22 protein-coding genes are annotated in these 21,151 nt (G+C 67.5%); 19 read left to right on the top strand and 3 right to left on the bottom strand.

The genetic code is table 11. From position 1 onward, the window contains the following. From ACFWU2_RS17255 to ACFWU2_RS17235, 5 genes are all read left to right on the top strand, one after another. Positions 1 to 831, top strand: a complete 831-nt coding sequence (locus tag ACFWU2_RS17255) for an alpha/beta fold hydrolase (RefSeq protein ID WP_378608336.1) — start codon at positions 1 to 3, stop codon at positions 829 to 831. Between the two features lie 82 nt (positions 832 to 913). Continuing rightward, positions 914 to 2,248: a D-inositol-3-phosphate glycosyltransferase gene (gene mshA, locus ACFWU2_RS17250; protein WP_378608333.1), complete on the top strand. Its 1,335-nt coding sequence runs from the start codon at positions 914 to 916 to the stop codon at positions 2,246 to 2,248. Continuing rightward, complete coding sequence (locus tag ACFWU2_RS17245; protein ID WP_378608330.1) at positions 2,245 to 2,796, top strand: YbjN domain-containing protein; 552 nt, start codon at positions 2,245 to 2,247, stop codon at positions 2,794 to 2,796. The genes mshA and ACFWU2_RS17245 overlap by 4 nt, the downstream gene beginning before the upstream one ends. Before the next feature lie 374 nt (positions 2,797 to 3,170). Then, positions 3,171 to 3,500: a transglycosylase family protein gene (locus tag ACFWU2_RS17240; RefSeq protein WP_378608328.1), complete on the top strand. Its 330-nt coding sequence runs from the start codon at positions 3,171 to 3,173 to the stop codon at positions 3,498 to 3,500. Between the two features lie 208 nt (positions 3,501 to 3,708). Continuing rightward, the gene (locus ACFWU2_RS17235) at positions 3,709 to 5,295 is read left to right on the top strand and encodes a 4-coumarate--CoA ligase family protein (RefSeq protein ID WP_378608325.1); all 1,587 of its coding nucleotides are present in this window, start codon (positions 3,709 to 3,711) and stop codon (positions 5,293 to 5,295) included. A 76-nt stretch (positions 5,296 to 5,371) separates the two neighbouring features. Here ACFWU2_RS17235 and ACFWU2_RS17230 read toward each other — a convergent pair whose 3' ends face one another. After that, complete coding sequence (locus ACFWU2_RS17230) at positions 5,372 to 7,177, bottom strand: FAD-dependent oxidoreductase (protein ID WP_378608732.1); 1,806 nt, start codon at positions 7,175 to 7,177, stop codon at positions 5,372 to 5,374. Between the two features lie 141 nt (positions 7,178 to 7,318). Here ACFWU2_RS17230 and ACFWU2_RS17225 point away from each other — a divergent pair, with 141 nt between their 5' ends. The 3 genes from ACFWU2_RS17225 to ACFWU2_RS17215 all read left to right on the top strand — a co-directional run bounded on the left by ACFWU2_RS17225 (position 7,319) and on the right by ACFWU2_RS17215 (position 10,146). Continuing rightward, complete coding sequence (locus ACFWU2_RS17225; protein WP_378608322.1) at positions 7,319 to 8,068, top strand: phosphoglyceromutase; 750 nt, start codon at positions 7,319 to 7,321, stop codon at positions 8,066 to 8,068. 151 nt (positions 8,069 to 8,219) lie between these two features. Next, complete coding sequence (locus tag ACFWU2_RS17220; protein ID WP_378608319.1) at positions 8,220 to 9,398, top strand: sensor histidine kinase; 1,179 nt, start codon at positions 8,220 to 8,222, stop codon at positions 9,396 to 9,398. A 58-nt stretch (positions 9,399 to 9,456) separates the two neighbouring features. Beyond that, positions 9,457 to 10,146, top strand: coding sequence for a response regulator transcription factor (locus ACFWU2_RS17215; protein WP_169619400.1), 690 nt, complete (start codon positions 9,457 to 9,459; stop codon positions 10,144 to 10,146). A gap of 18 nt (positions 10,147 to 10,164) precedes the next feature. Here ACFWU2_RS17215 and ACFWU2_RS17210 read toward each other — a convergent pair whose 3' ends face one another. Further along, positions 10,165 to 10,965 carry a hypothetical protein gene (locus ACFWU2_RS17210; protein ID WP_378608730.1) on the bottom strand — a complete coding sequence of 267 codons (801 nt, stop codon included), beginning with the start codon at positions 10,963 to 10,965 and terminating at the stop codon, positions 10,165 to 10,167. 45 nt (positions 10,966 to 11,010) lie between these two features. On the opposite strand from ACFWU2_RS17210, the gene ACFWU2_RS17205 reads away from it, so the two are divergent. From ACFWU2_RS17205 to ACFWU2_RS17160, 10 genes are all read left to right on the top strand, one after another. Next, the gene (locus tag ACFWU2_RS17205) at positions 11,011 to 11,964 is read left to right on the top strand and encodes a hypothetical protein (RefSeq protein WP_378608317.1); all 954 of its coding nucleotides are present in this window, start codon (positions 11,011 to 11,013) and stop codon (positions 11,962 to 11,964) included. After that, positions 11,961 to 13,214 carry a hypothetical protein gene (locus tag ACFWU2_RS17200; RefSeq protein WP_378608314.1) on the top strand — a complete coding sequence of 418 codons (1,254 nt, stop codon included), beginning with the start codon at positions 11,961 to 11,963 and terminating at the stop codon, positions 13,212 to 13,214. Before ACFWU2_RS17205 ends, ACFWU2_RS17200 begins: the two co-directional genes overlap by 4 nt. Before the next feature lie 7 nt (positions 13,215 to 13,221). Then, on the top strand, positions 13,222 to 14,178 hold the full coding sequence (locus ACFWU2_RS17195) for a sugar phosphate isomerase/epimerase family protein (protein ID WP_378608312.1): 957 nt from the start codon (positions 13,222 to 13,224) through the stop codon (positions 14,176 to 14,178). A gap of 92 nt (positions 14,179 to 14,270) precedes the next feature. Continuing rightward, entirely contained in the window at positions 14,271 to 14,963 is a 693-nt protein-coding gene (locus ACFWU2_RS17190; protein WP_378608309.1) for a MerR family transcriptional regulator, read from the top strand. Then, complete coding sequence (locus ACFWU2_RS17185) at positions 14,960 to 15,802, top strand: thioesterase family protein (protein ID WP_378608307.1); 843 nt, start codon at positions 14,960 to 14,962, stop codon at positions 15,800 to 15,802. Before ACFWU2_RS17190 ends, ACFWU2_RS17185 begins: the two co-directional genes overlap by 4 nt. Before the next feature lie 79 nt (positions 15,803 to 15,881). Beyond that, on the top strand, positions 15,882 to 16,718 hold the full coding sequence (proC, locus tag ACFWU2_RS17180; RefSeq protein ID WP_169619412.1) for a pyrroline-5-carboxylate reductase: 837 nt from the start codon (positions 15,882 to 15,884) through the stop codon (positions 16,716 to 16,718). Between the two features lie 156 nt (positions 16,719 to 16,874). Beyond that, on the top strand, positions 16,875 to 17,111 hold the full coding sequence (locus tag ACFWU2_RS17175; RefSeq protein ID WP_378608305.1) for a helix-turn-helix domain-containing protein: 237 nt from the start codon (positions 16,875 to 16,877) through the stop codon (positions 17,109 to 17,111). 198 nt (positions 17,112 to 17,309) lie between these two features. Then, positions 17,310 to 17,411: a 30S ribosomal protein bS22 gene (locus tag ACFWU2_RS17170; RefSeq protein WP_003402602.1), complete on the top strand. Its 102-nt coding sequence runs from the start codon at positions 17,310 to 17,312 to the stop codon at positions 17,409 to 17,411. 193 nt (positions 17,412 to 17,604) lie between these two features. Further along, positions 17,605 to 18,678 carry an NAD-dependent epimerase/dehydratase family protein gene (locus tag ACFWU2_RS17165; RefSeq protein ID WP_378608303.1) on the top strand — a complete coding sequence of 358 codons (1,074 nt, stop codon included), beginning with the start codon at positions 17,605 to 17,607 and terminating at the stop codon, positions 18,676 to 18,678. Continuing rightward, complete coding sequence (locus ACFWU2_RS17160; protein WP_378608301.1) at positions 18,675 to 19,667, top strand: lysophospholipid acyltransferase family protein; 993 nt, start codon at positions 18,675 to 18,677, stop codon at positions 19,665 to 19,667. Before ACFWU2_RS17165 ends, ACFWU2_RS17160 begins: the two co-directional genes overlap by 4 nt. A 31-nt stretch (positions 19,668 to 19,698) precedes the next feature. On the opposite strand, the gene ACFWU2_RS17155 is transcribed toward ACFWU2_RS17160, so the two are convergent. After that, positions 19,699 to 20,652 (bottom strand): HAD family hydrolase, encoded by a 954-nt coding sequence (locus ACFWU2_RS17155; RefSeq protein ID WP_378608299.1) that lies wholly within the window; start codon positions 20,650 to 20,652, stop codon positions 19,699 to 19,701. A gap of 208 nt (positions 20,653 to 20,860) precedes the next feature. Here ACFWU2_RS17155 and ACFWU2_RS17150 point away from each other — a divergent pair, with 208 nt between their 5' ends. Beyond that, complete coding sequence (locus ACFWU2_RS17150) at positions 20,861 to 21,151, top strand: glutaredoxin family protein (RefSeq protein ID WP_378608297.1); 291 nt, start codon at positions 20,861 to 20,863, stop codon at positions 21,149 to 21,151.

Genomic DNA, 21,151 nt, shown 5'->3' with positions numbered 1-21,151 from the left:
ATGACAGTCCGCGAAGTTCTCAGCGCCGACGGCACCCCCCTCGTCTACCGCGCGTTCGGCCCCGCCGATGCGCCGCCGCTCGTGCTCCTGCACGGCTGGGCGCAGTCCTCGAAATGCTGGGGGGACGGCGTCCTCGACGCGCTCGCCCAGAACTTCCGGGTGATCGCCGTGGACCTTCGCGGCCACGGATACTCGGGGGCACCCGAGAGCGGCTACGACGACAGCAAGGCCTGGGCCGCCGACGTCGATGCGGTGTTCGCTGCGGAGGGCGTGTCCGAGCGCAACCCCGCCGTCCTGCTCGGGTGGTCTTACGGCGGCCTCGTGATCTGCGATTATCTCGCTGCGCACGGTTCCGCTGCCGTCGGTGCCGTCATCTTGGTCGGCGCGGTCACGAGCCTCGGCCGAGGCGAGAAAGGCGGGCGGGTCGGCCCCTCGATGCGTGCTGCGATTCCCGGCGCGATGTCGGAGGACCCGCACGAAGCGGTGAGCGTGCTGGGCTCGTTCGGGAACGCGCTGACCGGTACGGCCGAAGGCACGGGAGTTGCGTCGCAAGCCCTGTTGGGCGCGAGCCTGAGCACCCCGCCGCGCGTTCGCGCCGCACTGTTCGCCAGGACGGTGAGCAACGACGACCTGCTGTCGGACCTCGACGTGCCGGTGCTCGTGCTCCACGGTTCGGACGATTCGGTGGTCGATGTCTCCGCCGCACATCATGTCGCTTCGCTGGTGCCGCGCGTGACCACCTCCATCTGGGACGGAGTCGACCACGGACCGTTCGTCGAGGATCCGGACCGGTTCGTCGACGAGGTCACGCGGTTCGCGCAGTCCGGATAGCGGCAGTGCCCGGAGGGGCGCCGACGCCTCGTGTGCACGAGGTCGCTGCTCGCGTCGATCGGCCGCAGGGCAGTATGGAGGGGTGACCTCCCAGCCCAGCCGTCCGCAACGCGTGGCCGTGATCTCGGTTCACACCTCCCCGCTGGCGCAGCCCGGCACAGGGGACGCGGGAGGCATGAACGTATACGTTTTGCAGACCGCGATCCAGCTTGCGCGTCGCGGTATCGAGGTGGAGATCTTCACTCGGGCCACGTCGTCGTCGGATCCTGCCGTCCAGCAGGCCGCGCCCGGCGTTCTGGTCCGCAACATCGCGGCGGGGCCGTTCGAGGGCCTCGACAAACATGACCTGCCCACCCAGCTGTGCGCGTTCGCGGCGGGAGTGCTGCGTGAGGAAGCGCGTCACCCGCAGGGGTACTACGACCTCGTCCACTCCCACTACTGGCTCTCCGGTCAGGTGGGCTGGCTCGCGCGCGACCGGTGGGGCGTGCCGCTGGTCCACACGGCGCACACCTTGGCAGCGGTCAAGAACGCTTCCCTCGCCGCCGGCGACACCCCGGAGCCCGCAGCCCGCCAGATCGGCGAACAACAGGTTGTCGCCGAAGCCGACCGCATGGTCGCGAACACCGCCGACGAAGCGGCCCAGCTCGTGCGGATCTACGGGGCCGACCCGTCGCGGATCGACGTGGTGGCTCCGGGTGCCGATCTGTCGCGCTACCGACCCGGCGACCGTGACGCGGCCCGTGCGGAACTCGGGCTCGATCCTCGTGAGACCGTCGTGACCTTCGTCGGACGCATCCAGCCGCTCAAGGCGCCGGATGTGCTCCTCCGGGCGGCCGCGCGTGCCGTCGCCGACGCCCCGGATCTTCCGCTGCGGGTGCTCGTCGTCGGCGGACCGTCGGGTACCGGGCTGGAACGTCCGGATGCGCTGATCGAGCTCGCCTCCGAACTGGGCATCTCCTCTCGCGTCACCTTTCTGCCACCCCAGCCGGCCGACCGCCTCGCGCAGGTGTATCGAGCGTCGGATCTCGTTGCGGTGCCGAGCTATTCGGAATCCTTCGGCCTCGTGGCCATCGAAGCGCAGGCATGCGGCGTTCCGGTGCTCGCGGCGAACGTGGGCGGACTCGGCGTCGCGGTTCGCGACGGGCAGACAGGTGTGCTCGTCGACGGGCACCGCACCGACGACTGGGCCACGGCCCTACGGTCACTCGTGGGCGACCCCGGGCGGTTGCGAACTCTCGCGGCCGCAGCGCCGAAGCATGCTGAGGGCTTTTCGTGGGAACACACGGCAGAAGGATTGATCGACAGCTACCGGAAGGCAGGCATGAGACGCAACCGGGCGTTCGGGACGAGCGAGCACGCACTGCGACGGCAGCGCGGGCTGTGGAAGTTGCGGCGCACCGGGGGAGTCAAGGCATGACCGACCAGTTGATCGAACGCATCGAATCCACCTTGCGGGACCGGGAAATCGAGTTCTCCCGCAAAGAAGGCGGTCACGTCGTCGTCGACCTTCCGGGCGAGAACAAACTCAAGACCACGGTTCTGCTCTCGGCAGGCAACCACGGTGTGCGCGTCGAGGCGTTCGTCTGCCGCAAGCCCGACGAGAACTTCGAAGAAGTCTTCCGGTATCTGCTGCGCCGGAACCGCCGCCTCTACGGGGTGGCGTACACGCTCGACAAGGCGGGCGACATCTACCTCGTCGGGAGGATCGCCGAGCACGCCGTGACCCCCGACGAGCTCGACGCGGTACTCGGGCAGGTCCTCGAAGCCGCGGACTACGACTTCAACATCATCGTGGGTCTCGGTTTCGTCTCGTCGATCAAGCGGGAGTGGGAGTGGCGCGTCTCGCGCGGTGAACCATTGCGCAATCTGGAGCCTTTCCGGCACCTGATCGAGGAGCAGACCGGTACTCCCTTCGACCCCGCACCGCGCAACAACGAGGCCGGAACCGACTCCACCGAGCCGTGATCCATGCCCGGTTTGCGAGGCGTGCGATGGTCCGTTCTGTGACGCTGCTCACATAACAGCGGCTCGAGCTGCATCTCCGGGCGGCGCAGTTTTTCGCTCGACCTGGAAAGTTACCCTCCTGTGTCCGAATTTCCTGGACGCCCGTGCAGGAAAAGTGGTCCGTGACCGATAAGTGATCAGCGCTTACCGTCGTTGTTGGCCCGAAATCAACGGGCGTTTACGTACCGGCCCCGCCGCCGCTTTTGCCCCGCGGGTTGTTCGGATTCACAAGCTCAGGGCAGAGCGAGACACGCGATCACCGGAGCGGCACCGACCGACCGGATCGCCCGGCATATTCCGTCTCGCGAGCAACGCCAGGAGAGGATTCACTTCACATGGCCAAGTTCGACATCAAGCGCACCCTCGGTACCGTTGCTGCCACCGCAGCACTCGTCGCCACCCCCTTCGCCTTGGGCACCGGAACGGCGAACGCAGCCTCCGGTAACTGGGATGCCGTCGCGCAGTGCGAGAGCGGTGGAAACTGGGCGATCAACACCGGAAACGGCTACTACGGCGGTCTGCAGTTCTCGCAGAGCACCTGGGAGGCCTACGGAGGTACGGGCTACGCGCACAACGCGTCTCGCGAGGAGCAGATCCGGGTCGCGGAGAACGTGCTTGCGGGCCAGGGTCCGGGCGCATGGCCGACCTGCGGCCAGTACCTCTGATCCTCGGATCGAGAGCGCACAACCTCGGTTGTGACCAGCCCTGCACGCGAGATCGTTCGCGTGCAGGGCTTTTCGTCCTTTTACAGCCCTCGGCTCTTCCGGTGATCAGGGGCACGATCGTGCTGTGAGGTCCCTCACAGTCGTGCGGTATCGTTGCCCCGACCGTACGGCACCCGCGTGCCCTCGAGATCCGCTCGGAGGAGAACAGATGAGTTTCCGCAGCCCTTTTCCCGATGTCGAGATACCCGACCTGAGCGTCTACGACTTCCTCTTCGGGTCCATCGACGAGGCCGATCTCGATCGGCCGGCGCTGATCGACGGCCCGTCCGGGGCCGTGACCGACTATCGCACCCTCGTCGGCCAGGTTGACGGGGTCGCCGGCGCGCTCGCCGCCCGGGGTATCGCGGTCGGAGACGTCGTGGGTCTGCTCTCACCCAATGTTCCGGCGTTCGCGGCCGTATTCCACGGCATCCTGCGTGCCGGTGCGACCGCCACCACGATCAACGCGCTGTACACCGCCGCGGACATCGTCAAGCAACTCGAAGACTCCGAGGCCAAGGCTCTTGTGACGGTCTCGCCGCTCCTGCCGCAGGCCGCGGAAGCGGCGAAGGCTGTGGGAATCCCCGACGACATGCTCATCGTTCTCGATGGCGCAGAGGGGCATCCGTCGCTCAGGGACCTGCTCGCCGAGCGCGCTGCGGCTCCCGACGTGAGCTTCGACCCGGCGACGCATCTTGCGGTGCTGCCGTATTCCTCCGGCACCACCGGCCGCCCCAAGGGCGTGATGCTGACACATCGCAACCTCGTCGCCAATGTGTGCCAGATCAATCCGCGCATGGGAATCGGGGCGCAGGACAGGGTGCTGGCGGTGCTGCCGTTCTTCCATATCTACGGCATGACCGTGCTCCTCAATGCGGCCTTGTCGAATCGGGCAGCGCTGGTGACGATGCCGAAGTTCGACCTGGTCCAGTTCCTCGGTTTCATCGCCGAGCGCAAATGCACTTACGTGTTCATCGCCCCGCCGGTCGCGGTGGCGCTCGCGAAGCATCCGCTGGTGGATCAGTACGACCTTTCGAGTATCCACACCGTGTTCTCGGGCGCGGCGCCGCTCGACAAGGCACTGGGTGGTGCGGTCGCTGCGCGGCTCGGCTGCAACGTCCGGCAGGGTTACGGAATGTCCGAGATGAGCCCGGTGTCACACGCAATCCCGTTCTCGGACAACGACACCGAACTGGATTCTGTCGGACCGGCGGTTGCCAACATGGAATGCAAGATCGTCGATCCCGTAACCGGTGAGGAAGTCGAATACCCCACCGGCGAAGGAGTCTCCGAGCCGGGCGAACTGTGGTGCAAGGGCCCCAACATCATGGCCGGATACCTGAAGAACGACGAGGCGACCGCCGAGACTCTCGACGCGGACGGTTACCTGCACACCGGGGACATCGCGACCGTGGATGCGCAGGGAGCCGTCAGGATCGTCGACCGGCTGAAAGAACTCATCAAGTACAAGGGCTATCAGGTACCGCCCGCCGAACTCGAGGCGCTGCTGCTCACCCATCCGCAGATCGCGGATGCTGCCGTGATCGGTGTCACCGACGACGAGGGCGAAGAGATTCCGAAGGCGTTCGTTGTGCGGCAGCCCGATTCGTCCCTGACCGAGCAGGACGTGATCGAGTTCGTCGCCGAGCGCGTGTCTCCGCACAAGAAGGTCCGGCAGGTGCAGTTCATCGACCTGGTGCCGAAATCTGCTGCGGGCAAGATTCTCCGCAAGGATCTGCGCACCCCGTCCGCGTAGGGACCGGAACGGGACAGGATCCGGACGCGAGTGCGACCCGTCGCCTCCGCGTCCGGATCCTGTCCGACGACCTCCGTCACCCCGCGAGGATGTGCGGCAACCCGGCGTGAAAGCGGTCCGCATCGACGCGGCGGAACGGCTCGAGTTCCGGAGGTTCGTGCAGGCGGTGCATGGCCGGGGGCTGTGCCGTGGATCCCGAGGCGACGAGCATGGCCGAGACGGCGGCGCGCGCGGACTCGTTCGCGGACTCCATGGTGGCCAGGTCGATGTCGGTCCGCACGTAGTCGCCGGCGAGAAACAGGTTGGGAATCGCCGTGTGGGCGTCCGGCCTGTTCTTCCACGACCCGGCGGTGTTGATGAGCAGCGGCGTGTCGTTGGTGTTGCGTCCGCTCGCGGCGTTCCAGCGGACCCCCGGATCGAGAAACCACGAGACGAGGTCGTCGTCGCGGAGCACGGGTTCGCCGACGTCGTTGAGGCAGCGCTGCATCTGCACCCACGTCTCGCGGGCGATCTCTTCGGGGCTGCACTCCTTGGCGGTTTTCCCGTAGAGGATTCCGGGAGTGTCCCAGTCGGAGATGTCGACGGACAGGCAGTCGTGGGCGCTCCCGTCGCCGTATCGCGCGGCGAAATCCCCTCGCCAGAACTGCGCCTGGCTGATCGAGGTGAGTGCCCACGGGGTGCGGAGATAGGCCACGTGCCCCTGCGCGATCCGGGTGGGTGCACGCAGGAAGTACTGGATGCCGACCATCCAGTCCGTCGTGAGGTGGCGCATGAGTTCGAGGCGGGGATCGGCGTCGAGGATGGCCGGAGACCACAGCGGCACCGCGCGCTCGACCGGCATCGCCGCGACGAACCAGTCGGCGTCGGCGACGGCACGATTTCCCGAGGAGTGCGCAACCCGGGCCGCAGTGACCCTGCCGCCGGAAAGGTCGAACTGTTCTGCGCGCCAGCCCATTTCGAATTTCACTCCGCGCTCGCGCAGGAGCGCTGCCCACGGGTCGATCCAGGCTTCGTTCGTCGGTGCCGAGAGCAGACGGTCGAGGTGCCCGTAGGACGGTACGGTCCCCAGCGCGTTCCAGACGAACGCCTGGCCCATGATGCCGATCGTGCGGGTGGACACCGTCTGCGGTCGGGCCGCGACGAGTTGCCGCGTCAGCGCGGAGACGAGGATGTCGCGGTAGCCCTGCGACTTGCCGTCGGCTTCCAGGGTCTGCGACCAGGTCTGGTGTTCCCACTCGTCGTTGCGGCGTTCGAGGCAACTGGTCAGGAACATCACGAGTTTGCGTGAGAAGAGCGCGAGTTCGTGCGGGGGAATGGCACCGCCGAGGGAGAATGCGGCACCGAGCGACTGCTGCAGTGAGTCGAGATCGTAGACGTCGAGTCGCAGTGGGCTGATCGAAGCGGGTGCGGTGAGGTCCGGGCCTTCCGGCATCGACATCCGGAAGGCCGGCCCCGACACGAGGTTGTCGAAGACCCCGTTCGGGTTGCCGGGAAACGGGATTCGCCGCATCGTCTCCGGGATGTGCTGATAGAAGCCGGGGAAGAAGCGGAACCCGTGCTCTCCCGGCAGGTCGAGGCGGCCGCCGCTGCCGGTGCCGGGGGACGGGATGCTGCGCGCCTTGCCGCCCAGTGCCGTCGGTTCGTAGACGGTCACGTCGAATCCACGCTCGACGAGTTCGTGTGCGGCGGTGAGCCCGGCCATTCCGCCGCCGAGGATCGCGACGCGACGGCCGGTCGAATGGACCGCGGGCGCCCTCCGCACCGGATGGGTCGCCCCCGCAGGCGGTGGTCCGGCCCCGGCGGCGGACGGGAGCGCGGCGGCGGCGCCGAGTGCGCCCAATGCGGTGAGGACGGAGCGACGGGACAGGCGTGCGTCGGACATGGAACCCCCCAGTTCGGCGACGACGGCGACAGCCGTGCGGTGCGTTCCCGTGACGAGAATGGCAACGCACGTTGTCAAATATGGCCGATGATTGCCCCTCCCGTGGGCGAAATCGACGTCGCACCGTGTCAGGATTGGACCATGAGTATCGGAACACTGGTCCTGCTCCGCCACGGCGAGAGCGAATGGAACGCGATGAACCTCTTCACCGGCTGGGTGGACGTGCACCTCACCGACAAGGGCGTCGCCGAGGGCAAGCGTGCCGGCGCGCTGCTCGCGGAACAGGGTGTCCTGCCCGACATCGTCTACACGTCGCTGCTGCGCCGTGCGATCAGCACCGCGAACTTCGCCCTCGACGTTGCGGACCGGCACTGGATCCCCGTCGTCCGGGACTGGCGACTCAACGAGCGTCATTACGGCGCGTTGCAGGGCAAGAACAAGTCCGAGATCAAGGACGAGTTCGGTGAAGAGCAGTTCATGCTGTGGCGCCGCAGCTACGACACGCCGCCGCCGCCGATCGAGCCGGGCTCGAAGTACAGCCAGGACACCGACGTCCGGTACGCGAATCTCGACGAGGTTCCGCTGACCGAGTGCCTGAAGGATGTCGTCGAGCGGTTCATCCCGTACTGGGAGTCGACGATCTCGCAGGACCTGCTCGCCGGAAAGACGGTGCTGGTCACCGCGCACGGCAACTCGCTGCGTGCGCTCGTCAAGCACCTCGACGGTATTTCCGATCAGGACATCGCGGGCCTGAACATCCCCACCGGCATCCCGCTCCGCTACGACCTGGACGAGAACCTCCGCCCCCTCAACCCGGGTGGTACCTACCTCGACCCCGAGGCCGCCGCTGCCGGTGCCGCGGCAGTCGCCAACCAGGGCGCGAAGAAATAATGCCGGCGCCGTGCCCGCGCGAAACCTCTCGTGCGGGCACGGTGAACGGTGGACGAACAACCGGACAATGCCCGCAAAAAAGGGTGTGACGTGCAATGAACGTCACTGACCCGGTGTCGTCCGCCGTGCCGGTGTCACTACGATTCTCATCGTGAGTGTTACGCAGGCGGTCCTGCTGGCAATCGTTGCCGCGGTCCTCGGCGCCGTTCTCGCCCTGGCGGTGTCGCGATCGACCCGGCGGCGCCGCGCCGCCGAGCGCGACGACGCGGGTCCCACCATGGCGGATGTTCTCGATCGCGTGGTCTACGGGTCCGCGACCGGTATCGCCGTCGTGGACAAATTCCACGACGTGATCCTGTTCAATCCCCGCGCAGAAGAACTCGGGCTCGTCCGCAACCGCCTCATCGAAGATCGCGCATGGGCGGTGGCCACCCGGGTCCTCGAGACGGGTGCGCCCCTCGAACTCGACCTCGGTCCCAAAACTCCCCACGGCCGCGACCACATCGCAGTGCGCTGCGCGGCACGGATACTCCTCGACGACGACCCCCGGTTCGTCGTCCTCTACGCATACGACGACTCCGAGCACGTGCGCATGGAAGCGACCCGCCGTGACTTCGTCGCCAACGTGAGCCACGAGCTGAAGACGCCGGTCGGGGCGATGGGACTCCTGGCCGAGGCTCTGCTCGAATCCGCCGACGACCCGGACAGTGTCCGGCATTTCGGCCGGCGGGTACAGAGCGAGGCGATCCGCCTCGGCAACCTGGTCACCGAACTGATCGCCCTGTCGAAGCTGCAGGGCGCCGAGAAACTCCCGGACCTCGAGGTCGTCGATGTCGACACGGTCATCGAGGAGTCTCTCGCGCGCACCCGTCTGACCGCAGAGAACGCCGACATCGACATCACCACCGACAAGCCCTCCGGATACGAGGTGCTCGGCGACCGGACTCTCCTCGTCACCGCGCTGACCAATCTCATCGCGAATGCGATCGCCTACTCGCCGCCGGGCTCGCCCGTGTCGGTGAGCCGTTCGCTGCGCGACGGGAAGGTCGCCATCGCGGTCACCGACCGCGGAATCGGCATCGAGAAGGACTACCAGGAGCGCGTGTTCGAACGATTCTTCCGGGTCGACAAGGCCCGGTCGCGCGCCACAGGCGGCACCGGTCTGGGTCTCGCGATCGTCAAGCACGTCGCCGCGAACCACAACGGCGAGATCACCCTGTGGAGCAAGCCCGGCACGGGGTCGACCTTCACCCTGCTCATCCCCGCCCACGTGGAGGGGGACGACGACGAGGATTCGATGGCGGACCGAGAAAGTGGAGTCGGCCAGTGACGTACAACGCCACCCGGGAACCCGGGTGGCCCCAACGGAACGTACGGAGGACCAGGCAGTGACGCGTGTGCTGATCGTCGAGGACGAGGAATCGCTGGCGGATCCACTCGCCTTCCTGCTGCGCAAGGAAGGATTCGAGGCGACGATCGTGGGCGACGGGCCTTCCGCACTCGCGGAATTCGATCGCGCGGGGGCGGACATCGTCCTGCTGGACCTGATGCTGCCCGGCATGAGCGGCACGGACGTGTGCAAGCAATTGCGCAGTCGCTCCGGCGTCCCGGTGATCATGGTGACCGCTCGCGACAGCGAAATCGACAAGGTCGTCGGTCTCGAACTCGGAGCCGACGACTACGTCACCAAGCCGTATTCGGCCCGCGAGTTGATCGCCCGGATCAGAGCGGTCCTGCGGCGGGGCGCCGAGGCCGAGGTCGAGAGTGGACAGCCCGACGGAGTGCTCGAGGCAGGACCGGTGCGCATGGACGTCGACCGCCACGTCGTGCAGGTCAACGGCGAGCCGATATCGTTGCCGCTCAAGGAATTCGACCTCCTCGAATACCTGTTGCGAAACTCGGGCAGGGTGCTCACCCGGGGGCAGCTCATCGACCGGGTGTGGGGCGCCGACTACGTAGGCGACACCAAGACGCTCGACGTCCACGTCAAGCGTCTGCGGTCGAAGATCGAAGCCGACCCTGCGCGGCCCCAGCACCTGCTCACGGTTCGCGGACTCGGCTACAAGCTTGAGGAGTGACGAGCACCCCGCACGCCGTCAGGAATGGTTGTGCGCGGCGGTCGTCGCGGGGTGGACTGCGACGAGTCCCAGACCCTGACGTCGCCGGCACAGACGTGCCAGCTCGTCGTAGGCGGCCGCACCGAGGAGTTCGGTGAGCTCGGGCGCATAGGACTGCCACACCGGACGTTCGCCGACGTGGGCGTCGGGGGAGCCGGAGCAGTACCAGTCGAGGTCGTGCCCGCCCTCGCCCCAGCCACGCCGGTCGTACTCGGTGATGACGGTCCGCAGGACGTCGGTTCCGTCGGGACGCTCGATCCAGTCCTGGGTGCGCCGGATCGGGAGCTGCCAGCACACGTCCGGCTTCATCTCGAGCGGTTCGATCCCGCGCCGCAGGGCCATCTTGTGCAACGCGCACCCGACTCCACCCTCGAAGCCGGGCCGGTTGAGGAAGATGCACGCGCCCTTGTACCGGCGAGTCCGGAGCGCAGGTTCGTCCTCGAGTTCGTCCTCTTCGAGGAAGCCCTTCTTGCCGAGCCCTTTGTCCATGAACTGCCAGTCGTCGGGCGTGAGATGTTTCACTGCCTTCACCAGCTTGACGCGGTCGTCCTCGTCGGACATGAACGCGCCGTGCGAGCAGCACCCGTCGTCCGGGCGCTCGGCGATGATCCCCTGGCAGGCAGGTGTGCCGAAGACGCACGTCCATCGGGACAGCAACCAGGTCATGTCTGCTGCGATGAGGTGGTCGTCGTTGTCGGGGTCGTAGAACTCGACCCACTCCCGCGGGAAATCGAGGGGAACCTCCGGGGCCGGATCGAGCTTGCGTAGGGCGCCGGGCATACCTGCTGTCACAGGTCTCGACGGTAGACCCAGTAACGTGTTGATGTGCGCTTAGGGGTACTCGACGTCGGAAGCAATACCGTTCACCTACTAGTGGTGGACGCCCATCGTGGCGGCCATCCCACACCCATGAGTTCGACCAAGGCGACACTGCAGTTGTCGGAGAACATGAACGACCAAGGCGACATCACCACCCGGGGTGCCGATCGGCTGGTGGAGACGGTCGCCGAGTTCGCAAGCATCGCCCGGACCTCGGGGTGCGGCGAGCTCATGGCGTTCGCCACCTCGGCGGTGCGCGACGCCGGAAACTCCGACGACGTGCTGGACCGCGTGCGCGGCGAAACCGGGGTTTCTCTCGACGTGCTGTCGGGCGAACAAGAAGCGCGGCTCACCTTTCTCGCGGTGCGGCGCTGGTACGGGTGGAGCGCCGGCCGCATCCTGAACCTCGACATCGGCGGCGGCTCGCTCGAGCTGTCGTTCGGTGGGGACGAGGACCCGGACGTGGCGTATTCGCTCCAGATGGGCGCCGGGCGCCTCACCCGTGACTGGTTCCGCGAGGATCCGCCCGGCAAGCGACGGATCGCCGCGCTCCGCGACTGGCTCGACGCCGAACTCGTCCAGCCCACCAAGCACCTGCGCCACGCCGGCGATCCCGACCTGTGCGTCGGCACCTCGAAGACGTTCCGGACGCTCGCGCGGCTCACCGGGGCTGCGCCGTCGTCGGCGGGTATGCGGGTGCAGCGCACACTGACCGCGAGCGGCCTACGGCAGCTCATCGCGTTCATCTCCCGGATGACCACAGCCGACCGCGCCGAACTCGAGGGTGTGAGCGCGGATCGGTCCCAGCAACTCGTCGCGGGAGCGCTGGTCGCCGAGGCCAGCATGAGAGCACTCGGCGTGGAAACATTGCAGATCTGCCCGTGGGCATTGCGCGAAGGCCTGATTCTGCGGAAGCTCGATACCGACATGGGGGGCGAACTGGTGGTGACTGCCGGATGACCGAGAATCGGAGAAACGACACGGGGCAGGTCTCCGTTGCCGAACTGCTGGCCCGTAACGGCCAGAAGGTGAACTCGCGTAGTGGTGGACGCCGTCGGCGTGGCACGAGCGGCGGAATCTCCGTCGCCGAGTTGACCGGCGAAATCCCCATCACGCGGGCCGACGACTCCGCGTCCGCCGGGACACGATCGGCCGACCCGGCTCCACAGGTGCCGAAGGTCGAGCCGGTGGCGCCGTCCGTCCCCCGGGTGGAATTCGTCGTTCCCGAAACTCCGCGCGTCGAGCCCGTCCTGCCGGTCACTCCCCAGGTGGAAGTGCCCGAACTCGTCACCCCCGCACCGCCGTCGGCGACGGAGCTGACCACCGTGACCGCGCGCCCCGAATTCGGCTCGCCCACCGTGACACCCAAGAGTGGCGTCGGAGCCAAGCCCACCATTGCTTCCCGTTCGACCTCCGCCCCGCGAGGCGCGACGTCCGGCTCCCGCGGCTCGGCGCCGTCGGCAGCCGCGGTGCGGGAAGCGCCGAAGGTCGAGTCGCCTACAGAAGTGATCCGGCCTGCCGCACTTCCGCGCCGTGCCCGCGCGCACCTGGGCATCTCGGCACCGGACACCCAGAGTGCGCCCGTGCCGACGCCGAGGGGTGGGGACGTCGCCGAGCCGCGACTGCTCTCCGGTCCCGCCAGCGACCTGCAAGGCACCGGCACCGAGGACGAGAACGACCCGACCGACACCTACGGCTTCGCCGAGCCGGTCGGGGACGCGCGCAAGGGCGCGCCGGCCTCCGCGACCGGCGAGGGTGCCGACGCTCCCGCGCGTGGCAAGCGTCGCCGGAAGAACACCGACGACGGCACCGAAAAGGCATCCCCCCGAAAGGTTGCCCCGGCGAACCCGTCCGACGCGGACGAGCGGGCACGTGAGCGCACCTCCCGGGACGACCGGACGGACGACGACGCCTCACGGGACGGTGCAGACGACGAGTCCGGCGGCAGCAGCCTCAAGCAATGGGCCCTGCTGATCACGGAAAGCGTTGCTGCGGTCGCCGCCGGAGCACTGTTGTTCAAGGGTTTCGAGAAGCTCTGGGACATGATGCCGTGGGTGGCATTCGGGCTCGCGTTGGTGGTGATCGTGGGTCTGGTCGCGCTGGTGCGGATTCTGCGCCGGACCGACGACATCGCCAGCCAGCTCATCGCTCTGGCGGTGGGCGCGTTCGTTGCGTTCGGACCGCTTCTGTTCCTGATGCCCAACGGGTGATGATCCGATGATGACGGCGAACGGCATACGGGTAGGGCTGTCGACCGCGTCGGTGTATCCGGAGAACACGGAAGCGGCCTTCCGATTCGCGGCGGACCTCGGATACGACGGTGTCGAACTCATGGTGTGGGCCGACCCCGTCAGCCAGGACCTCGGTGCAGTCGAGCGACTGGTGCGCAAGTACGGAGTGCCGGTCCTGGCGGTCCATGCGCCGTGCCTGCTCATCTCCCAGCGAGTCTGGGGTGCCGACCCGGTTGCGAAGCTGGAGCGATCGGTGCGGGCCGCGGAGATCCTCGGCGCGGCCACGGTGGTGATCCATCCACCGTTCCGCTGGCAGCGTCGATACGCGGACGGTTTCCCGGACCAGGTCGCGGCGCTCGAGGACAGCAGTCACGTGTCCGTCGCGGTGGAGAACATGTTCCCGATGCGTGCCGACGTCCTGCTCGGCGGTCGTGAGCGTGGAGCCGAACGGCTCCGGCGCCGGGGACCGGGCCGGGCGGTGTCGACTTTCCGGCCGTCACTCGATCCGACGGACACCGGATTCCCGCATTACACGCTCGACCTGTCGCACACCGCGACGGCCGGAATGGATCCGATGGCGTTGGCCGACCGGATGGGCGACGGGCTGACCCACCTGCACCTCGCGGACGGCCGCGGATCGCCGGTGGACGAGCACCTCGTCCCGGGGGACGGCACCCAGCCGTGCGCGGACATGTGCCGTCGACTCGCGGACAGCGATTTCGCCGGGCAGGTCGTGCTCGAGGTGAGCACACAGAGTGCGCGCACCCGGGCGGAACGCTCGGCCATGCTCGCGCGGTCTCTCGAGTTCGCGCGCCGGCACCTCGCCCGGCCGGCACGTCGCGCACTGACCTCGGGTCCGGAGCGCCCGCGTCCCACGGAGGTCGCCCGGATTCCTGCGCAGTCGGACGGCGCCGACACCGGCGACCCGCAGGGCGACGCCTGACACGACTTCCCACCCGCTGTCGGGTAGTGCTGTCCGACGATATTGGATAGCTGTAGTATCCGTTATCGACCGAGGCCGAAGGGGGTCGATGCATGCGCATCTCGGAACTCGCCTCGCGCGCCCGCGTGCCGCTCCCCACGGTGAAGTACTACCTGCGCGAAGGGTTGCTCATGCCCGGCCGGGCGACCAGCGCGACGCAGGCTCAATACGACGACCGGCACGTCCGGCGACTCGGTCTCGTCCGCGCCCTCGCCGCCCAGGGCCTTCCGCTCGACAGGATCAAGACGATCGTCGCGCTCGCGGACCACCCCGGAGACGATCTGTTCGAGGCGCTCGGCAAGGCGATCGCCACGCTCCCGCCCTACGTCCACGAGGAACCCGGAACCGCCGGCGGCCCGACCCGTGGCGAGGATCCCGAGTATCCCCGCGCCCGGCGTGTGCTCGAGCGTCTCGGTCAGCTCTACGACCCCCGGTTCGCCGCCGTCGCGCAGCTCGAACATGCGCTTGCGGCTCTCGACGCCGCCGGGCTCCCGATGTCCGGTCGCCGCATCGATGCGTACGGCGAGCACATCCGCGAGGTCGCGCGTTTCGAGGTCGGAGCCCTGCCCACGACCTCGCCCCACGAGACCGTGGAGGTCGCGGTGCTCGGCACCGCGCTGTACGAGCCCGTCCTCACGGCGATGCGCCGTCTCGCCCATCAGCACCTTGCGGCGGGACTCTTCGTGCCTCCGCACGAGACCCCGAGTAGAACCACCGGCAAGTCGAACACCGAGGAGAACCCGTGAGCACGGCCCATTCCCACCCTTTCCGCGACCTGGTCACCGTCACCGCGACGGGAGAGAACGCATGGCAGGCGCATATCGACCCCCTGTGGACGATCGGGCCCAAGGTGCACGGTGGCTGCATGCTCGCGGTGTGTGCCGCCGCTGCACGCCGGGAAATTCTCGCCGCGGGTGCGGATACGGCCGTGCAACCGCTCGCCGTCAGCGCCTCGTTCGTCTCGGCACCCGATCCGGGCGAGGTGGACCTCACCACGACCCTGCGCAAGAACGGCCGGCAGGTCGGGGTCGTCGACGTCGAACTCGCGCAGGGCGGCCGTGTCGCGGTCCGTGCGAGCGTGACCCTCGGTGTCCCGGACGGCGGTGAGCCGCTCCACACCGTGCCCCATCGCACGAGTTCGCTGCCGGTGGAGCCGGTCGCTGACGCGGTGGTCGTGACCCCCGACCATCCGATGGGCCAGATCGTCAAGTTCGCCGGGCTCGCGAATCTGCATATCGACGGGTCGACAGCACATTTCCTGTCCGGGAAGGAGGGGGAGCCGTCGGTGTCGATGTGGACGCGCCCCGGTCCGGACGACGAGACCGATATCGACACCGCCGTGCTGTTCGCACTCATGGCAGGCGACATCTCCGCACCCGTCACGATGAACCGGGGCATGTTCGGCTGGGCACCCACCGTGCAGCTCACCGCATACCTGCGCCGCGTGCCCGCCCCCGGATGGCTGCGGGTGACGGCGGAGAGCAGCGTGCTGGGCAACAAGTGGTTCGAGGAAGACCACACCGTGGTCGACTCCACGGGCGCGGTCGTCGTGCAGTCACGTCAGCTCGCAATGATCCCGCGCTGAGGCAGCGCCACAAGGCGGTGGTTGCCGCCACACGACCTGCGATACCGGACGGGTGGCGCGTCGTGGCAGGCTGTCACCTATGACGAGAATTGCTGTGATCGGTGGCGGAAAGATCGGCGAGGCCCTGATCTCCGGACTGCTGCACAACGGCTTTGCGACGAAGGATCTCGTCGTGGCCGAGAAGTACCCGGAACGTGCACAGGAACTGGCCGCGGAGTACTCGATCCGCGTCACCGACAGCACATCCGACGCAGCCGAGGGTGCGGACGTCGTGGTCGTGGCCGTCAAACCCAACGACGTCGACGCGGTGGTCACGGCGTTGTCGTCGGCCGACCTCGACAGTGAGAACGAACAGATCCTTGTCTCCCTCGCTGCCGGAGTCACCACGGCGCGTTACGAGAAGAAGCTTCCGGCGGGCTTCCCCGTCGTCCGGGTGATGCCCAATACGCCGATGCTCGTCGGGCAGGGCGCGAGCGTTCTGGCCGCGGGCCGGCACGCTCGGCCGCAGCACCTCGACACCGTCCGGGAACTCCTCTCCACGGTGGGCACCGTGTCGGTGGTGCCGGAAGCACAGATCGACGCCGTCACCGCTGTCTCGGGTTCGGGTCCCGCCTACTTCTTCCTCGTGGCCGAAGCCATGATCGACGCGGGTGTCGCGGTCGGGCTCACGCGCGCGGTCGCCACCGAACTCGTCGTCCAGACGATGACGGGCTCGGCGGCCATGCTCGCGCAGTCGGGGGAGAACGCCGCAGACCTGCGTGCGGCGGTCACCTCACCCGGCGGGACCACCGCGGCCGCTGTCCGGGAACTCGAACGCGGGGGCGTCCGCAACGCCTTCTACGAGGCGATCGACGCCGCGCGTGCCCGCTCGCAACAGATCGGCAGTGCGCCCGAACCGGGGCCGGGCACCGCGTAAACCCTTCATTATGGGGTGTACCGGATTCGGAGTCCGGGAAAATACCGGTCGTCATCGTCGCACAGGAACCATTCGTCACGCTAAGCTCGAAACAGCACGTGCGTGTCTGTTCCGCCGGAGGGGAAGCCGGCGGCGCGGACGTGCCGGAGGTGTGTAATGGCTACAGGAAACACACCGTCGAAGGGGCAACCCCAAGACGGACAATCGGTTCTCGCCGGTACCCAATTCCTGACGGTCGCCGAAGTGGCGGCGTTGATGAGGGTGTCGAAGATGACCGTCTACAGGCTGGTTCACAGTGGTGAACTGCCCGCGGTGCGCGTCGGACGCTCGTTCCGAGTGCATGCGAAGGCGGTTCACGACTACCTGGAGACATCGTATTTCGACGTCGGGTGACGGATCGTCGAAGGCAGTCGCGTCACGGAGCGGACCTCGGTTTCACCAAGGCGTACCCGCCCCGGTACGATTGCTTTTCGTCGTACCGGCGGCCGGTGTCGTGAGGCGCTGAACTCAACGAGGGCCAGCGTCGACATACATCAGGCGTACGTCACCGGCGTGCGTAGGAACGCTATAAGAAACGTGAGGGATGCCCACATGGGTTCTGTGATCAAGAAGCGCCGCAAGCGCATGTCCAAGAAGAAGCACCGCAAGTTGCTCCGTCGCACACGCGTGCAGCGTCGCAAACTCGGCAAGTAAATCTCTGAGCTTGCGGATGCCCGCCCCCTTCACGGTGGCGGGCATCGCTTGTATCCGCGTCCGGTCGTCGGACCGCGGACGGCGGCATCGTCTCGCGTTTGATGCGCGCATGCCGAACGCGCCGTATTGTTGCCGCATACCGTGAGGACCGCGACAGCGTAAGAGCTCGCTGGTGTCACAGGCAGGGGTGGATGTGAGTTCGCAGGGGCGGGAAGCAGAGCAATCTCGTGTGGTGCTCGTCACCGGTGCGAGCAGGTTCCTGGGCGGCTACCTCGTCACACGGCTGGCGCAGAATCCCGAAATCGAACGGGTGATCGCAGTCGATACGCAGTCGCCCACCAAAGACATGCACCGGCGGATGGGCCGCGCCGAATTCGTTCTCGCCGACATCCGGAACCCACTCCTCGGCAAAGTTATCCGCAACATGGACGTCGATACGGTCGTGCATGCGTCGGCTGTCACCAAAGCTCCCAAGGCCGGCAGTCGCACGGCGATGAAGGACATGAACATCCTCGGCGCCATGCAACTCTTCGCCGTCTGCCAGAAAGCGCCGTCGGTGCGCAAGGTGGTGCTGCGGTCGTCCTCGGTCGTCTACGGGTCGAGCGCCAAGGACCCGGCGAAGTTCACGGAAGAGATGAGCGCCCGCCGCCGGCCCACCGGCCCCTTCGCCCGCGACATGATCGAAATCGAGGGCTACCTGCGCGGCTTGGCCCGCCGCCGCAGCGACATCGCGACGACGATCCTGCGGCTCGCCCCGACCGTCGGGAGCCGGTTGCCCGGTTCCGTGTCGAGCTATCTGACCTCGCCGCTGGTCCCCAGCGTGCTCGGCCGCGACGCGCGGCTGCAACTTCTCCACGAGGAAGACGCCCTCGGCGCCCTCGAGCGTGCCGTCGTCGGCAGGAGTCCGTCCGGAACCTACAACGTCGCCGGCGACGGGGTCGTCATGATGTCGCAGGCCGTCCGCCGGGCGGGTGGCGTGACGGTGCCGATGCCCTACGCGCTGTTCCGCACCGCGGGGCACGCGCTCATGGGTTCGGTGATGAAGTCGTTCACGAAGGAAGAACTCGACTATTTCCACTTCGGTTGCGGTCTCGACACCACGCGCATGCGCACCGAACTGGGCTTCGAACCGCGTTGGACGACGCGCGACGCGCTCGACGACTTCGCGCGGGGCATCGGTCTCACCCGGGTGATGAAAACCGAATGGGTGGACAAAGCCGAGTCGATGGTGCTGTCCGCTCTGGGAGAGCGAACGGAGGTTCGATGACACAGGTCGCCAAGGTGATCCCGCTGCACGCCGGTTCGCGTCGTCCGGCGGGCGGAGGCACGCACCGCACCGTGACGCCGGGTCCTCCCGAGGGGAAGGCGAGCGAGGCGAAGCAGCCCCTCGATACCGGTGGACTGCTCGACGACTTCCGTGATGCCCTCATCGCCCAGGTCATCGGTACGGCCGAATTCGTGCGGCGGCGCATGACCGGCGATTACGAGGTCGACGATTTCGGCTTCGACCCGCATTTCGCCGACAACGTGGTCCAGCCCGTCCTGCGTCCGCTGTTCGAGAAGTGGTTCCGGGTCGAGGTGCGCGGTGCCGAGAACATTCCCACCGACGGGCGCGCGCTCGTCGTCGCCAACCACGCCGGGACGTTGCCTCTCGACGCGCTCATGACCTCGGTTGCGGTGCGGGAATGTGCGGGACGGCCGTTGCGTATGCTCGCCGCCGATCTCGCGTTCGACCTGCCGGTGGTCGGGACGGTCGCGCGCAAAGCCGGCCACACCCTCGCGTGCCACCCCGACGCGGAACGGCTGCTGCGCGAGGACCAGGTGGTCGCGGTGTTCCCGGAGGGTTACAAGGGGCTCGGGAAACCGTTCAAGGAGCGCTACAAGCTGCAACGATTCGGCCGCGGCGGGTTCGTGTCGGCGGCGCTCAAGACCCACGCTCCGATCGTGCCGTGCTCGATCGTGGGCTCGGAGGAGATCTACCCGAACCTGGCGGACCTGTCGTCGCTCGCGCGGTTGCTGGGCCTGCCGTATTTTCCGGTCACGCCGCTGTTTCCGGCGCTCGGTCCGCTCGGGATCATTCCGCTGCCGTCCAAGTGGTACATCGAATTCGGCACACCGATCGACACCGATGTGTACGACGAGGTGGCAGCCGACGACCCGATGGTGCTGTTCGAGGTCACCGACCATGTTCGGGAAACCATCCAGCAGACGCTCTACAAACTGCTTACGCGTCGCCGCAACGTCTTCCTCGGTTAGAGCCCTGCTCCGGTCCGTCCCCGTGCGACCGTCAGTTGCGGTCGCGGCGACGCCCGACCATGACGGCGACCGCACCGCCGGCCGCTCCGAGGCCCAGCGCGGTGGGCACCCCCACCTTCGCGGCTTTGCGGCCCGTCCGGAAATCCCGGATCTCCCATCCCCGCGTCCGCGCGACCTGCCGGAGATCGGGGTCGGGGTTGATCGCCACAGCGGTACCCACGACCGACAGCATCGGCAGGTCGTTGTGGCTGTCGGAGTACGCGGTGCACCGTTTGAGGTTGAGGCCTTCACCGATGGCAAGTGCGCGCACGGCGTGCGCTTTGCCGAGACCGTGCAGGATGTCGCCGACGAGCCGGCCGGTGAACCTGCCGTCCTCGGCTTCCGCGACGGTGCCGAGCGCACCGGTCAGACCGAGCCGTTTCGCGATGACATCCGCGAGCTGGACCGGTGTCGCGGTGACCAGCCAGACCTGCTGACCGGCGTCGAGGTGCATCTGCGCGAGCGCGCGGGTGCCGGCCCAGATCTTGTCGGCGATGATCTCGTCGTAGATCTCTTCGCCGAGTCGCCGTAGTTCCTCGGTGGACCGCCCCTGTACGAAGGACAACGCCTTGTCGCGGCCGATGGCGACGTCGTGAGCGTTCTCCTTGCCGGTGACGCGGAACTTGACCTGCTGCCAAGCGAACTCGAACAGGTCGGACTTCCGGAAGTAGTCGCGCGCGACGAGTCCGCGCGCGAAGTGGATGATCGACGCGCCCTGCACCATGGTGTTGTCGACGTCGAAGAAGGCGGCCGCGGTGAGATCCCGGGCCGGTGGGGCAGCGTCGAGATCGGGTTCGGGTTCGGTCCGTGACTCCTGCATCGCGAGGGCGGCATCGGCACTCGCCGCGCCCGCGAGGTTGGCGCGAACCTCTTCTTCGCTAGGGCCGAACTTCCGCGACAGCAGTCGCCGGCCGGGCCTGATGATCCGCGCCCATGTTTCGCCCATGCCCCACCCGTAGGGAAACGAACCTGCTGGCACTCGCACCTCCGGTGTCGCGACGACCGGGTCCTCACACCCGCCCCTGATCACGGGTGACCCGCGCCCAGCGTAGCCCGAACGCGACGCGCACCCGAGGATGCGCACCCGAGGAGGGAACAACACGGTGGTGAGGGTGTGACGTTCATCTCGACGGCCGATAGCGCACAGTGGACGCATGACCGATGATCGTTCTCGCGCCCCCGACGCGTCCGCACTCCGTCACGACGTCACGCTTCTCGTCCGTGCCGGGTGTGCTGCGTGCGAGCCTGCGCACCGGCAGCTCGAGCAGCTCTGTGAAGAGTTCGGGTTGCAGGTCACCTGCATCGATGTGGATGAAGCTGCCGCAAGGGATCCCGAATTGCGTGCCGAATTCGGTGACCGTCTGCCCGTCGTCCTGCTGGACGGGCGGGAGCACAGTTATTGGGAGGTGGACGAGGCGCGGCTGCGTGCCGATCTGGCCCGCTGA

It is taken from the genome of Rhodococcus sp. NPDC058639 (genome assembly GCF_042717545.1).
Taxonomy (GTDB): domain Bacteria; phylum Actinomycetota; class Actinomycetes; order Mycobacteriales; family Mycobacteriaceae; genus Rhodococcus.
The sequence above is the reverse complement of the archived record's forward strand: the minus strand, read 5'-3'. Positions and strand labels throughout refer to the sequence as shown.